The organism is Streptomyces sp. NPDC048196 (assembly GCF_040652715.1).
Classification (GTDB): Bacteria; Actinomycetota; Actinomycetes; order Streptomycetales; family Streptomycetaceae; genus Streptomyces; species Streptomyces siderophoricus.
The window spans coordinates 114,196-127,575 of record NZ_JBEZMM010000007.1 but is presented as its reverse complement, the minus strand read 5'-3'; the positions used below and the strand labels follow the sequence as shown (position 1 = coordinate 127,575).

Below are 13,380 nucleotides of genomic sequence, written 5' to 3'. Positions count from 1 at the left end.
CCTCCCCATCCGTTGCAGGCTCAATGAGCCAAGACAATTGTGCCCACAGTCCGCCACTATGCACGACACACGGTGGCAGTCGATGGTTGTGCTCAATCAACGCCCAAGCTTTGACCGGACCATGCCGACCAGGGCGTTCATTTCCTCGATGCGCATTTTGCGTGCGGCGACGTAGAACACGGCCAGAAGGGCGGCGGCGCCGGCGATCAGTGCGGCCAGGGAGCCGATGAACCCGCTACCCAGGGTCTGCATGATCGCGTACACCAGGACGCCGGAGACGATCGTGGCGGGGATGCTGGCGCCGGCCAGCCGCGCGTAGGTCCGCACGACGTGCGCCGTGTCGAGGTCACCGTCCATCCGCCTGCTCAGCCGCTGCCAGGCCACCCCGACGCCGATGATGTACGCCAGGCCGTAGGAGGCCGCCATACCCACCACGGCCCAGCGGGCCGGCAGGAGCAGGAAGCAGAGCCCGGAGGCGGCGGCGTTGACGGCAGCGACGATCACCGTGTTGTAGAAGGGGGTGCGGGTGTCCTCGTACGCGTAGAAGGCGCGCAGGACGACGTACTGCACCGAGAACGGGATCAGGCCGATGCCGAAGCCCATCAGCATGTAGCCCATCGGGACGCCGGCGCCGGACGAGCCGTAGACCAGGGTGCACAGCGGGACGCCGAGGGAGAGGAAGCCGAACGCGATCGGGACGATGGCGACGGCGGAGGTACGCAGGCCCTGCGACATGTCGTCCCGGACGGCGCCGGTGTCGCCGTCGTGCGCGGACCGGGCCAGCCGCGGCAGCAGCGCCGCCATGACGGAGACAGTGATGATCGCCTGGGGCATGTTCCAGATCAGCTGGGCGCTGGCGTAGGAGATGAAGCCGGTGCCCGGGTGCCCCTGCTGGTCGGCGGTGTTGCCGGCCCAGGTGGAGAGCTGGGTGACGACGAGCACGCCGGCCTGGTTGGCGAGCACGAAGAGCACGGTCCACTTGGCGAGCTTGGCGGCCTTGCCCAGGCCGTGACCGCGCCAGTCGAACCGCAGCCGGAGCTTGAAGTCGGCGTCGCGCAGGTACGGGATCATGGCCAGCGCCTGCACGACGAGCCCGAGGAGGGTGCCGATGCCGAGCAGGCGGATGCCCTCGTCGGGGATGGTCGTGACGCCGATGTGCGAGGTCTTCGCCGTGCCGTAGACCCAGATGAAGAGGCCGAAGGTGGCGATCATGACGATGTTGTTGAGGACCGGGGTCCACATCATCGCGCCGAAGCGGCCACGGGCGTTGAGGATCTGCCCCATGACCACGTGCAGGCCCATGAAGAAGATCGTGGGGACGCAGTAGCGGGTGAACGCCACCGCGACCTCGTTGGCCGCCGGGTCCCGGGAGATGTCGAACGAGACCAGTTTCACCAGGAGGGGCGCGGCGACCACCGCCAGCACCGTCAGCACCCCGAGCACCACGATGACCAGGGTCAGCAGCCGGTTGGCATAGGCCTCGCCGCCGTCGTCGTCCTCCTTCATCGCGCGCACCAGCTGCGGAACGAAGACGGAGTTCAGACCGCCGCCGATGGTCAAGATGAAGATCATCGTCGGGAGCTGGTAGGCGACCTGCCAGGAGTCACCGAGCACCGCACCACCGAGCGCGGCGACGATCAGCGCCGAGCGGACGAAGCCCGTCAGGCGGGACACCATCGTTCCGGCGGCCATCACCGCACTGGACTTGAGCAGGCCGGAGGCCCGGCCGCCGGAGGGCTTGCCGGCCGCCGGCACGGGAGCGGGCTCCGGCTCCGGCGCGGCCTGCTGCGGAACGGCCTCAGGTCCGGGCACCGCGCTGGTCACCGGCGCCCCGACGGGCGGGCCGGCCGGGGCGGAGCGCTGGGGTTCGTAGGGATGCTGGTCCCGGTAGAGGTGCGCAAAGGCGTCGGGCTCCGGACGCTCGCTGCCGGCCTGGTTGGCCAGGGGATCGACGCCCATGAACTGCGTCGTCGCGGCGTCGTCACCGTACGGAGCGGCCCGGTCCGGGCGCTGCGGGGCGGGTGTCCGGGGTGCGGCCCAGGTCTGCGGGTCAGGCGCCTGCCGCCCGGGCGTGGGCTGCGGATAGAGCGGCTGGGGGGGCTGTCCCGGGGACGGCGGCGGGTGCGCGGCGCGGTCGTAGCGCGCGTCGTTCACCGGATCCTGGGCCATCGGGTCCTGGGCGTGGTGCGGGTCGTTGCGGTAGGCGTCCCGGACGTACGGGTCCTGATCCGCGGGGAACGGGGGCGTCGGAGGGACCGGCCCCATGGGGTCGCCATTGGCGCCCCGGCCCCGGTCACCGTCGTACGGCGCATTCATCGCTGCCCCACCTCATCAGTCGCCGGCCATCCGGCCCCGCCATCTATCAACGGTCCACTTTCTCACCTGAGCCGGATGGCTCGGACTTTTCCGAACCGGTGTCCGGCGCGGGGTCACTCGGCTGCTCGGGCTCGTCCCCGTCCGTGCCGCCGTCGTTGCCGTCCGTGCCCGCCGTGCCTTCGGAGCCGTCATCGGGGCCGTCCTCCTCGGGCCGGCTGCCCGCCCGCTTGCGCTGGAGGTAGATCCGTACGCCGGCGAGCACGAGCAGCAGCACGCCGCCCGCGATGACGAGCATCACCGTGGCGGTGATCTCCGTGACGTTCACCTGGAACGTCATGGGCTCACCGTAGGGCTTGCCGTCCGAGGTGTAGAGCTGGGCGGTCACCCAGGCCCGGCCGTTGGCGTTGGCGGTGGTGTCGAACTTGAACGACTGGCTGTGCCCGCCGTCCACCGAGATCTGCTGCGATTTGCCCACGTCGAGCCGGTTGGGCTGGGAGGACGTGAGCCGCAGCGTCATGTCCTTGACGCCCTGGAAGAGGTTGTTCTGGACCGTCACCGGAATCGTGGCGCTGCGCCCGGAGAGCGTGGCCCCCGACTTCTGGATCAGGTGCACCTTCGTCGTCAGACCGTCGAGGTAGTTGCGCACGGAGTGACGGAAGCCGGCGGCACCGGAGCGGTCGCCGCGCCACTGCGTCGACATCTCCCGCATTATCGCGTTGCCGAACGGGGTCACCACCCGCTCCGGCTGGGCCAGGATCGGCTGGAAGTCCTCCAGCGCCGACTGCGTGCCCTGGATCTGCCGGAACGCGTCGGTGGGGAGTTCCTGCCGGCGCAGCGAGGACGGGTAGGAGGCGCTGCTCGGCACCTGGCGGGTGGCCGCGGGGTCGGGCTTGGCCTTGGCCGCGGCGCCGAGGTTCTGCGCCTGGGTCCAGCGGCCGGACTCGTCCAGCTCACGCAGGGCGGTGGCCATGGCGTGCGCCTGGCTGGCCGACGGCATCCGCTGCGGTGCGACGACGACGCTGCGCTGCCGCTCCGGGTCCTGGAGGCCGATCATCTGGGTCTGGGCGAGGAATTCCTGGACCGCGTGCGTGGCGTTCGTCGCCTTCGACATGTCGCCCTCGAAGGCCCTGGAGAGCTGTGCGTCCGCCACGATGGCGGTGTTGCCGCCGCCGATGGGGCGGGCCGCCGTCGGGGTGTAGGACAGCCGGCCGGCGTCCCGGAGGCTGTCGCTGCGGGTGATCACGTTGTGCGCGCCGGCCGAGGTCGCGACATCGACGATCGAGCGGTCGAGGGCGCCGTCGACGGGCCAGGCGAAGTCCGTACGCGGCTTGACCCCGAGGATCGTGTCCACGGTCTTGTCGGCGAGGTCGGTAGCCGGCCCGAGGTGGCTGAGCGCACTCGGCACGCCCTTGCCGTGGTGGGCCAGCGAGGCCAGATCGGGGTCGGCGAAGGGCAGCGCGACCACCTGGTGCGACTTGACCGCCTCTTCGAGCTGGTGCAGCCACTGCTTGGCGACCGCCTGGTTCTTCCCCATGGCGCCGTCGGGGCCGTTCACGCGGTACGACTTGGTCATCGCGTCGACGGTCGCGAGCAGGTCGGGGTCGATGACGAAGGTCACCGGGAGATTCTTGCCGAGCGCGACCATCTGCTGCAGCCGGCCGCCGGGGGCGAGCTCGGCGGCGAGATCGTCATTGCGGAAGACCGGGGTCTGCTGGGTGTCGGCGTCGGTCTCCGCGGTGAGGTGCGTGGACGAGATCAGCGGCCACATGTAGGTGAGCTGCGTCTTCTTGTCGGCATCCGCGGACTGCCAGGGCAGGAAGGTCCGGTCGATGCCCAGGAGCTGGTCGTACGGCGAGGCCTGGGAGTGCCCCGACAGAGAGACACCGATCTGGTACACGCCGTCATCGTTGAGATCGAGGTCCTTGACCGGGACGCTGAGGCTGAAGGGGCGGCTGGCACCGGCCTCCAGCTTGGCGATCTTCTCCGTGTGGCCCTTGATCTCCTCGCCGTCCACGCTGGGCAGATAGCCGGTGCGACGGGAGGCCGTCTCGATCGAACTGCGGTTGCCCAGCGCATCGCCGCGGTGCATGCCGACGTGCGCGTCGGTGATCGTGCTGCTGCTGTCGTTGGTCAGGGTGCCGGAGACGGTGACGGTGTCGCCCTTGCCGGGGGCCGACGGCGACATGGCGTCGATGGACACGTCGACCGTGTGCGACCCGGCCTGGGCGGCCTGGGCGGAGGGGGCGTGCGGGGTCTGGAGCAGGCCCACGAGGAGGGGCACTCCAGTGACGAGTGTCACGGTCCTGCGCAGCCATCGACCACGCGGCCGTTCAGTCCCCTGGAACCCTGCCGCCTCGGCCACGCGCTCGCCCGTCCCTCGTCGTCGTCAGTGGTCGTCGGAATGTGCGTCCACGAATGGTAACGAGACCCGCCGGGCGGGAGTGCCGCGGACTGCTCCACATGATCGCGGAGCGGACGGCCGCCCGACCGGCCTGTCCCCTTTATTACCTGCGCCTTTATTACGTGGCGCTTCGCGCGGTCCGGCCACGTACCCTGTTCTGTTGTGCCGAACGCCAACAATGACCTCCCTGCCCCGCACGCCGAGCGGACCCCGCAGTCGACGAATGCGTTGAACCACGTGCAGCGCCGCGCCGTGAGCGAGCTGCTGCGGGTGTCCCCCGTCGCGGACGACCTGGCCCGCCGATTCCAGGAGGCCGGGTTCACACTTGCCCTGGTCGGCGGCTCGGTCCGGGATGCACTGCTCGGCCGGCTCGGCAACGATCTGGACTTCACCACCGACGCACGCCCCGAGGACGTTCTGAAGATCGTCCGGCCGTGGGCGGACGCACTCTGGGAGGTCGGCATCGCCTTCGGCACGGTCGGCTGCAAGAAGGACTCGTTCGACATCGAGGTCACGACCTACCGCTCCGAGGCGTACGACCGCACCTCCCGCAAGCCCGAGGTGTCCTACGGCGACTCCATCGAGGACGACCTGGTGCGCCGGGACTTCACGGTGAATGCGATGGCGGTCTTCCTGCCGCAGAAGGAGTTCGTCGACCCGCACAACGGCCTGGAGGACCTGGCCGCCCGTGTGCTGCGGACGCCGGGTGCGCCGGAGGACTCGTTCTCGGACGATCCGCTGCGGATGATGCGGGCGGCCCGGTTCGCCGCTCAGCTGGACTTCGAGGTCGCGCCCGAGGTCGTCGCCGCGATGAAGGCGATGTCCGACCGCATCGACATCGTCTCCGCGGAGCGGGTCCGGGACGAGCTGAACAAGCTGATCCTCGCGCCGCACCCGCGCAAGGGGCTGCGGCTGCTCGTCGACTCCGGCCTCGCGGACCGGGTCCTGCCCGAGCTGCCCGCGCTGCGCCTGGAAAGTGACGAGCATCACCGTCACAAGGACGTCTACGAGCACTCGCTCACGGTGCTGGAGCAGGCGATCGACCTCGAAGAGGACGGTCCCGATCTGGTGCTGCGCCTGTCGGCCCTGCTGCACGACATCGGCAAGCCGCGGACGCGCCGCTTCGAGAAGGACGGCCGGGTCTCCTTCCACCACCACGAGGTGGTGGGCGCGAAGATGACCAAGAAGCGGATGACCGCGCTGAAGTACTCCAACGACATGATCAAGGACGTCTCGCGGCTGGTGGAGCTGCATCTGCGCTTCCACGGCTACGGCACGGGCGAATGGACCGACTCGGCGGTCCGCCGCTATGTCCGGGACGCCGGGCCGCAGCTGGAGCGGCTGCACAAGCTGACGCGTTCGGACTGCACGACCCGTAACAAGCGCAAGGCCGGTGCGCTGTCCCGCGCCTACGACGGGCTGGAAGAGCGCATCGCACGGCTGCAGGAGCAGGAAGAGCTCGATGCGATCCGTCCGGACCTGGACGGCAACGACATCATGGAGATCCTGGGTCTGCAGCCGGGGCCCGAGGTCGGCAAGGCGTACAAGCAGATGCTGGAGTTCCGGCTGGAGCACGGGCCCATGGAGCGCGATGCGGCGATCGCGGCGCTGAAGGACTGGTGGGCTGCACAGCAGGGCTGATGTTTCACGTGAAACGGCCCGGCGGTGGGTCGATGCGATGTTTCACGTGAAACGAGGCGGACGGTGGCCCGCTGCCATGTTTCACGTGAAACGTGGCGCAGACGACTGGGGCGGTGTTTCACGTGAAACACCGCCCCAGAGCCGTCTTCAGGAGACGGAGTGCGCTACTTCGTGGGGGTCAGGCAGAGCACCATGGCCGTGTCGGCCCGCCGACGGCGGTGCACCGTCTTGATGTAGGCGTCCTCACCGGCGGAGCACACGGTCGGGTCCGAGGTGCCGTCGTGCACCTTGGCCACCTTGTACTGGGCCTCCCCGCTGCTGCAGTCGACCACGGCGAGCCCGTCGTCGAGCGAACTGCTGGACTTCTTCACGCAGTCGCCGGCCTCGGCGTTGCTGGCGTCGTCCCGGCTGGTGAACCAGAAGAACGCGAAGGCGACCAGGACGAAGACGATCCCGATGCCCCGCAGAATCGACTTGGCGGAACGGGTCTTGGCAGGGCGGGGCGGCGGTATGGGAGCGCCGGGCTGGCCATAGGGCTGCTGCGGCTGTGCCGGGTACCCGGGCTGGGGCTGTCCGTAGGGCGCCTGCGGCTGCTGGGGATGGGCGTATCCGCCCTGAGGCTGGCCGTACGGGGCCTGGGGACCCGGTGGCGCCTGCGGATACGGGTTCTGGCCGTAAGGCTGCTGCCCGTACGGCGCCTGGCCATATGGATTGGGCCCCGGTGGCGGCATGGTCATGGAACTCCCCCGATTTTGTTGTGGACAGGCTTGTGTGGGACGCCCGTAAGGTACCGGGTCCCGACGCACCCCCGCAGACACGGTTCCCTGCGGGCCGGGGAGGGCGGCGCCTAACTGTGCCGAAAGCGGGCCATCGCCGCGGCGACCAGTGCGTAGAGGACCGTCACCATCCCAATGAGCGCGGCCGATCTGCCGTCCGGCGGCAGCATGAGGGCCGCGACCGCGGCGGCGCCGACGAAGGCGACGTTGAAGAGCACGTCGTACAGGGCGAAGATGCGCCCGCGGAAGGCGTCGTCGACCGAGGACTGGACGACCGTGTCGGTGGAAATCTTGGTGCCCTGGGTGCCGAGACCGAGCACGAACGCGGCGGCCAGCATCGGCCCCGGGGTGAAGAAGAGGCCCAGCGCCGGCACCAGCACCGCGCCCCCGAGGGCACAGCAGGCGATCCAGCCGAACGCGGTGAGCCGTCCCACCGCCCAGGGAGTGACGAGGGCGGCGGTGAAGAATCCTGCCCCCGACACCACGACGGCGATGCCGAGCAGCGCCAGTCCCTCGGACTCGGTGTCCGACCAGGAATACCGGCACAGCATCAGCACCATGACCGTCAGCGCCCCGTAGCAGAAACGCACCAGGGTCATCGCGGCCAGGGCCCGGGCCGGCACACGCCGCTGGGCGAGATGGCGCAGGCCCGCCCCAAGACCGCGCACGGTGCTCAACAGGGCCTCGCCCAGGCCGGGTTGGAGCTGCACCGGGTCGGGGCCCAGCAACTGTGGCGTCATCCGCAGGGCGGTGAGCGCCGAAAGGAAGTAGAAGGCCGCGGCGAGCAGCACGACGAACGCATCCACGTCGGGGCCGGCCAGCCGGACCGCGAAGGCCAGCCCGCCGCCGGCCGTCGCGGCGAGCGTCCCGGCCGTCGGGGCGAGCGAGTTGGCCATGACCAGTTGCTGTTCACCGTCGACCACGCGGGGCAGCGCGGCCGAGAGCCCGGCCAGGACGAAGCGGTTCACCGCGGTCACCGACAGGGCCGAGGCGTAGAAGAGCCAGTCGGGGACCTTCGACACGATCAGCGCTGCGGTGGCCATGGCGAGCAGCGTCCGCAGCAGATTCCCGTACAGCAGGACCTGACGGCGTCGCCAGCGGTCGAGCAGCACACCGGTGAACGGCCCGAGGAGCGAGTACGGGAGCAGCAGGATGGCCATGGCGGAGGCGATGGCCGCGGGCGAGGCCTGCTTCTCCGGTGAGAAGACGACGTAGGTGGCGAGCGCTACCTGGTACACACCGTCGGCCGCTTGGGAGAGCAGCCGTGCGGCGAGCAGCGAGCGGAAGTCGCGTAGCCGGAGTAATACGCGGAGGGCGCGCACAGCATGCATGAGGCACAGCCTCACACAGCCCGCAGGCCCCCGGGTGGAATACCCGGGGGCCTGCGAACGGCGGTTGCGACCGGCGCCTCAGCGCTCGACCTCACCCTTGATGAACTTCTCGACGTTCTCGCGGGCCTCGTCGTCGAAGTACTGGACCGGCGGGGACTTCATGAAGTACGAGGAGGCGGAGAGGATCGGGCCGCCGATGCCGCGGTCCTTGGCGATCTTCGCGGCACGCAGCGCGTCGATGATGACACCCGCGGAGTTCGGGGAGTCCCAGACCTCGAGCTTGTACTCCAGGTTGAGCGGAACGTCGCCGAAGGCGCGGCCTTCGAGGCGGACGTAGGCCCACTTGCGGTCGTCCAGCCAGGCCACGAAGTCCGACGGGCCGATGTGGACGTTGTCCTCGCCCATTTCGCGGTCGCGGATCTGGGAGGTGACGGCCTGCGTCTTGGAGATCTTCTTCGACTCCAGCCGCTCCCGCTCCAGCATGTTCTTGAAGTCCATGTTGCCGCCGACGTTCAGCTGCATCGTGCGGTCCAGGATGACGCCCCGGTCCTCGAAGAGCTTGGCCATCACACGGTGCGTGATGGTGGCGCCGACCTGCGACTTGATGTCGTCACCGACGATCGGGACACCGGCCTCGGTGAACTTGTCCGCCCACTCCTTGGTGCCGGCGATGAAGACCGGGAGGGCGTTGACGAAGGCGACCTTGGCGTCGATGGCGCACTGGGCGTAGTACTTCGCGGCGTCCTCGGAGCCCACCGGGAGGTAGCAGACCAGCACATCCGCCTGGGTGTCCTTGAGGACCTGGACGATGTCCACCGGAGCCTCGGTGGACTCCTCGATGGTCTGGCGGTAGTACTTGCCCAGGCCGTCGAGGGTGTGGCCGCGCTGGACCTGCACGCCGGCGTTCGGCACGTCGCAGATCTTGATGGTGTTGTTCTCGCTCGCGCCGATGGCGTCCGCGAGGTCGAGGCCGACCTTCTTGGCGTCGACGTCGAAGGCGGCCACGAACTCGATGTCACGCACGTGGTAGTCGCCGAACTGCACGTGCATGAGGCCGGGCACGCGGCTGTCCGGGTCGGCGTCCTTGTAGTACTCGACGCCTTGTACCAGCGAGGCGGCGCAGTTGCCCACGCCGACGATGGCTACGCGAACCGAACCCATTCCGGTTGCTCCCTGTGTTCTCGATGAGGCACTGCACCGCAGTGCCTCATGTGGTGGTGTCATCGGACGGATCCGGCCGGGATCCACCCCGGTGCCGGGGCAGGCCGCCCGTATCTCCTGACTGGTTCTTCTTGTTCTGCGCTGCGGGGTCCGGTGCGCGCTGGTCGCGCCCGGCACGCTCACTCTCGATCAGTCCGTTCAGCCAACGGACCTCACGCTCCACGGACTCCATGCCGTGGCGTTGCAGTTCGAGGGTGTAGTCGTCCAGCCGCTCGTGGGACCGGGCCAAGGAGGTCCGCATCTTTTCGAGGCGTTCCTCCAGCCGGCTGCGGCGGCCTTCCAGCACACGCATCCGTACGTCCCGCGACGTCTGGCCGAAAAATGCGAAGCGGACGCCGAAGTGCTCGTCCTCCCACGCATCCGGACCGGAGTGGGCGAGCAGTTCTTCGAAGTGTTCTTTGCCCTCTGCGGTCAATCGGTAGACGATCTTGGCCCGCCGCCCGGTCAGCGCCGCGGCGGGAACACCTTCCGCGCCACCGTCCGTCTCTTCGGTGAGCCAGCCGTTCGCGACCAGCGCCTTGAGGCAGGGGTAGAGGGTGCCATAACTGAACGCACGGAACACCCCGAGCGACGTATTGAGCCGTTTACGCAGCTCATAGCCGTGCATCGGGGATTCACGGAGCAGGCCGAGGACGGCGAACTCAAGGATGCCGGAACGTCTGCTCATCCTCCGCCTCCTCGGCCCGGTGCGTTCTTTATGCCGTCCTGATGTATCGACTCGATACATCCAGACGATAGAACGGGCCCTGGGGTGGAACAAGAGGGGGGACGGTGAACGGCGTCACATCACTGATTCGTGCCATCCAACCTGACTGATTTGGAGTGAATTTCAACACTGGGCAGGTTTTGGCCGTGCGTAGTCTGTGCGGCATGCAGACTGCCGGGAACCGCGGGCCGATATCAGACGTCCCCGTCCTCGGTGTAGTGCGGCTCGCGCCCCAGGGGCGGGCCGCGCATCGGGGGGACCTGAAGACAACTGCCGCCTTCAGGCGACGAGATAGCGCGCCTGCCCGAGGAGTATCCGTTCCATGAGCGAGCACCGTCGCAAACCGCCACAGCCGCAGAGTGGCGGACGTGCCGCGGCCCGACGCGCCGCACAGCAGTCAGGGGCAGGGCGTCGTGCCGCCCCTCCGCATGGCTCCGCTGCCGGCCCCACGCCCCCTTCCGGCCCACCCGGGCAGGACCCGAGGCCGGGCGGGCGGGCCGAAGCCCGCAGGGCCGCCCAGCGCGGCAGCCGCCGACGGGCGCCCGACACTGCCGCGATGGGTTCCGGTGGCGGCGGTCGCGGAGGCCGTCGTGGCGGTGGCGGCGGTGGCCCCGAGGGTGGTCGCGGCCGCGGTCGGGACGGCGGTGGCCCGCCTGCCAAGAAGCGGTTCATCGACTATCCGCGCGCCAACAAGATCGGCTGGCGGCGGTTCGTCCCGTCCTGGAAACAGGTCGCCAGTCTGTGTGTGGGCTTCCTGGGCCTGATGGTCGGCGCGGCAGGTGTGGCGCTGGCGATGGTCCAGGTGCCGGATGAGAGCAAAGCGGCCCAGTCGCAGAACAACGTCTATCTCTGGGCCAACGGCAAGGTCATGGCCCGCGACGGTGAGACGAACCGTCAGAACGTGACGATAGACGAGATCCCGAAATCGATGCAGGATGCCGCGATTTCGGCGGAGAACGCGTCCTTCCGGACGGACTCCGGTGTCGACCCGATGGGTATCGCCCGCGCCGTGCTGAACATGGCCCGGGGTGGCGAGACCCAGGGGGGCTCGACCATCACGCAGCAGTACGTGAAGAACGCGATGCTGAGCCAGGAGCAGACCCTTGACCGCAAGTTCAAGGAGCTGTTCATCGCGATCAAGGTCGGCTGGAAGATGACCAAGCCCAAGATCCTGCAGGGCTACCTCAACACCAGCTACTACGGTCGCGGCGCGTACGGCGTCCAGGCGGCGGCGCAGGCGTACTACGGCAAGGACGCGAGGAAGCTGACGCCGGACGAGGGGGCGTTCCTCGCGGCCGTCCTCAAGGGCGCCAACCTCTACGACCCCGCGGGCGGTACCGGGCCGGGTGCGACGGCGGCGGAGAACACCAAGCGCGTCAAGGCCCGCTGGTCGTGGATCCTGGACCGCGAGGTGGCCAACGGCCTCTTGCCGAAGGCCGAGCGGGACAAGTACACGATGGACCGGTTCCCGAAGCCCATTCGGCCGAAGCCGGTGGCCAGCAAGAGCGGTCAGATCGGCTATCTGATGGACGTCGCCAAGAAGTACGTCCTGAGGCACGCGGACATCCCCGAGGCCCGGTTCGACAAGGGCGGCTACACGATCCGGACGACCTTCGACGAGAAGAAGACCCGGGAGCTGGAGGACGCGGTCAAGAAGGTCGACAAGCGCTACATCGACCCGAAGAAGCGCGAGAAGGACAAGTTCGTCCAGTTCGGTGGCGCATCCGTGGTGCCGGGAGACGGCAAGATCGTCGCCCTGTACGGCGGTGAGGGCTACGACAAGGGTCACTTCAGCAACAACGCCGACACCTTCGGTGTGCCGGTCGGCTCGACCTGGAAGCCGTTCGTGCTCGCGGCGTCGATGAAGTACGGCGTCCCCAAGACCCGGCCCGAGGGGCTCTCGCCGGACAGCCTCTACAACGGCAACGACCACCTCAAGGTGAAGGACGCACAAGGCAACTTTGTCCTGAAGCGGGACAACTCGCCCTTCTACCAGGAGAACGAGAGCAACCACCCCTGGGGCTACATCTCGCTGGTTAAGGCGATGGAGCAGTCCGTCAACACACCCTTCGTCCAGCTGGGCATGGACGTCGGCATGGACAAGGTCCGGGACATGGCGCATGCCTGCGGCATCTCGGAGGCCAGCTTCGACAAGCACCTCAACCCGTCGTTCGCGCTGGGCACCTCCACGCCGAGTGCGATCCGCATGGCCGATGCCTATGCGACGTTCGCCGAGTCGGGCACCAAGGTGGAGCCGTACTCGGTGACCAAGGTGACGTCGCAGGGCCTGCCCCTGCCGGGCTTCGAGAAGCCCAAGCAGGAGACGGCGATGGACTCCAACATCGCCAACAACGTCACCAAGGTCCTGAAGAACGTCATCCAGAACGGCACGGGTAAGGCAGCCCGCCGACTGAACATGCCGGCCGCGGGCAAGACCGGTACCACCGACGAGAACAAGTCGGCCTGGTTCGTCGGCTACACCAAGCAGCTCTCGACGGCCATCACGATGTTCCGTGAGGACGCCCAGAACCCGCGTCAGCTGTCCATGAACGGTGTCGGCGGCTTCGACTCGATCCACGGTGGCGCTCTGCCCACCGAGGTGTGGACCGAGTACATGCTGCAGGCGATGAACGGTGTCACCCCGGAGGACTTCCCCCCGGCGACGCCCGTCGGGCAGAAGGCGGACGAGGCGGGGATGCCGGCCCCGACGCCGACGCCCACGCCGTCCGACACCCCGTCGGCGACCCCGTCGGACAAGCCCACCGAGTCCGCTCCCCCGAGCGACAGCCCGAGCCCCTCGCCGACCGACACCTGCTCGCCGTTCGACCCCACCTGCAGGAACACCGGCGGTAACGCCAACGGTGGCGGAAAGGGCGGCGGCACCGGCGGACCCGGCGGCAGTACCGGAGGCACGACTCCGACACCGGATCCCACGGATACCAACGGAGGCGGCGGCATCTTCGGCGGCCCCCAAGGCTGACCCCGCGA

8 protein-coding genes are annotated in these 13,380 nt (G+C 68.8%); 2 read left to right on the top strand and 6 right to left on the bottom strand.

Annotation, left to right across the window (positions count from 1 at the left end; genetic code table 11):
- Positions 1–96: 96 nt before the first annotated feature.
- Both murJ and AB0E02_RS11125 read right to left on the bottom strand, forming a co-directional pair.
- The gene (gene murJ / locus AB0E02_RS11130; protein WP_362137731.1) at positions 97–2,316 is read right to left on the bottom strand and encodes a murein biosynthesis integral membrane protein MurJ; all 2,220 of its coding nucleotides are present in this window, start codon (positions 2,314–2,316) and stop codon (positions 97–99) included.
- A 46-nt stretch (positions 2,317–2,362) separates the two neighbouring features.
- Positions 2,363–4,597, bottom strand: a complete 2,235-nt coding sequence (locus AB0E02_RS11125) for a DUF6049 family protein (protein WP_362137730.1) — start codon at positions 4,595–4,597, stop codon at positions 2,363–2,365.
- Between the two features lie 282 nt (positions 4,598–4,879).
- On the opposite strand from AB0E02_RS11125, the gene AB0E02_RS11120 reads away from it, so the two are divergent.
- Positions 4,880–6,358, top strand: coding sequence for a CCA tRNA nucleotidyltransferase (locus tag AB0E02_RS11120; RefSeq protein WP_362137729.1), 1,479 nt, complete (start codon positions 4,880–4,882; stop codon positions 6,356–6,358).
- A 164-nt stretch (positions 6,359–6,522) separates the two neighbouring features.
- On the opposite strand, the gene AB0E02_RS11115 is transcribed toward AB0E02_RS11120, so the two are convergent.
- From AB0E02_RS11115 to AB0E02_RS11100, 4 genes are all read right to left on the bottom strand, one after another.
- Positions 6,523–7,095 (bottom strand): hypothetical protein, encoded by a 573-nt coding sequence (locus AB0E02_RS11115; RefSeq protein ID WP_362137728.1) that lies wholly within the window; start codon positions 7,093–7,095, stop codon positions 6,523–6,525.
- Between the two features lie 110 nt (positions 7,096–7,205).
- Positions 7,206–8,465 (bottom strand): MFS transporter, encoded by a 1,260-nt coding sequence (locus tag AB0E02_RS11110; protein WP_362137727.1) that lies wholly within the window; start codon positions 8,463–8,465, stop codon positions 7,206–7,208.
- 78 nt (positions 8,466–8,543) lie between these two features.
- The gene (locus AB0E02_RS11105) at positions 8,544–9,626 is read right to left on the bottom strand and encodes an inositol-3-phosphate synthase (RefSeq protein ID WP_362137726.1); all 1,083 of its coding nucleotides are present in this window, start codon (positions 9,624–9,626) and stop codon (positions 8,544–8,546) included.
- Between the two features lie 46 nt (positions 9,627–9,672).
- Positions 9,673–10,353: a PadR family transcriptional regulator gene (locus AB0E02_RS11100; protein ID WP_362137725.1), complete on the bottom strand. Its 681-nt coding sequence runs from the start codon at positions 10,351–10,353 to the stop codon at positions 9,673–9,675.
- Positions 10,354–10,948: 595 nt separating this feature from the next.
- On the opposite strand from AB0E02_RS11100, the gene AB0E02_RS11095 reads away from it, so the two are divergent.
- Positions 10,949–13,372, top strand: a complete 2,424-nt coding sequence (locus tag AB0E02_RS11095) for a transglycosylase domain-containing protein (RefSeq protein WP_362137724.1) — start codon at positions 10,949–10,951, stop codon at positions 13,370–13,372.
- Positions 13,373–13,380 lie beyond the last annotated feature (8 nt).

Excerpts from the sequence above, each read along its gene's own strand:
- AB0E02_RS11110 (WP_362137727.1), bottom strand. The coding sequence starts at position 8,465 with ATGCATGCTGTGCGCGCCCTCCGCGTATTACTCCGGCTACGCGACTTC.
- murJ (WP_362137731.1), bottom strand. The coding sequence starts at position 2,316 with ATGAATGCGCCGTACGACGGTGACCGGGGCCGGGGCGCCAATGGCGAC.
- AB0E02_RS11095 (WP_362137724.1), top strand. The coding sequence starts at position 10,949 with ATGGGTTCCGGTGGCGGCGGTCGCGGAGGCCGTCGTGGCGGTGGCGGC.
- AB0E02_RS11100 (WP_362137725.1), bottom strand. The coding sequence starts at position 10,353 with ATGAGCAGACGTTCCGGCATCCTTGAGTTCGCCGTCCTCGGCCTGCTC.
- AB0E02_RS11105 (WP_362137726.1), bottom strand. The coding sequence starts at position 9,626 with ATGGGTTCGGTTCGCGTAGCCATCGTCGGCGTGGGCAACTGCGCCGCC.
- AB0E02_RS11115 (WP_362137728.1), bottom strand. The coding sequence starts at position 7,095 with ATGACCATGCCGCCACCGGGGCCCAATCCATATGGCCAGGCGCCGTAC.